Genomic DNA, 1053 nt, shown 5'->3' with positions numbered 1-1053 from the left:
TTCCGATGCAGGTCAGCTAGCCGAAATACATTTAGAGGATGGTAAAAAGGTAATTGTCGGCAATGCACTCACTCCGAATGGTGACGGGATAAATGACGAATGGCTGATTCAATACGAATCGGATTTAAATGCTCCTGAGGTATCCATTTTTAATATCTACGGACAGGAAATTTATCATGCCAAATCTTATCAAAATAATTGGAAAGGAAGCTATAACGGATCGATTCTTCCCAATGGTGCTTATTACTACCTAATCAATTTTAACCAGGAAAAAATAAACCCAATTAGAGGAACGATATCCATTCTTGGCAAGAATTAAGCTGAATATACCCATATTATGAGAATCCAAGTAAAGCTTATAACATTCATTTTAACACTAGTAGCTTTTGCTGATTTTTCTGTAAAAGCGCAACAGGTACCTTTACTTGATCAGTATTACATTAATCCGGTTGTATACAACCCGGCAGCTTCAGGGGCCAATAAATTATTCAATTCATACCTTATCCGCAATCAAAAATTCATGAGTTTTGATGGTGGTCAGGTTACCCATGTTTTTACAGCAGATGCTGCATTAAAGGAGGGGAAATATGGTGCTGGCTTAAATCTGACGAATGATGATGTAGGTATTTTTAGTAACACACAAGCATTACTTAGTTATTCGTACCGTTTAAAATTCACCGACGAGCACAACCTTCGATTTGGTATTTCTGCCGGAGTTTCCGATTTCAGAATGGATATGTCCGGAATTATAGCAAACTCAAGCGATCCTTATTTGCTTAACAACAACATCAAAAACACCGAGTTTATGGCTAACTTAGGTGTCTATTACACTTATAATAATCTATTACTGGGCATCACAGTTCCTCAACTACTCAACAACTCAATATCCGAATCCAGTGGCGATAAACAAAGTTCTTACCAATTAAACCGACAATTATTGGTAACAGGCGGATACAAGTTTCCAATCAATATGGTTAAAGACCTTAGCATTTCTCCGTTCCTGCTTCTTAGATATGCCGACAGTTCCCCTTTTCAGTACGATGTAAATGTGAT

2 protein-coding genes are annotated in these 1053 nt (G+C 37.4%); both read left to right on the top strand.

Annotation, left to right across the window (positions count from 1 at the left end):
- A partial coding sequence (locus U2P91_RS17925; RefSeq protein ID WP_322520106.1) for a gliding motility-associated C-terminal domain-containing protein occupies positions 1 to 319 on the top strand: 319 nt, incomplete at its 5' end.
- An 18-nt stretch (positions 320 to 337) separates the two neighbouring features.
- On the top strand, positions 338 to 1053 hold a 716-nt coding region (locus U2P91_RS17920; RefSeq protein WP_322520105.1), incomplete at its 3' end, for a PorP/SprF family type IX secretion system membrane protein.

It is taken from the genome of Acetobacterium sp. K1/6, assembly GCF_034438075.1.
Lineage (GTDB): Bacteria > Bacillota > Clostridia > Eubacteriales > Eubacteriaceae > Acetobacterium > Acetobacterium carbinolicum.
This window is presented reverse-complemented; position numbering and strand designations above follow the sequence as displayed.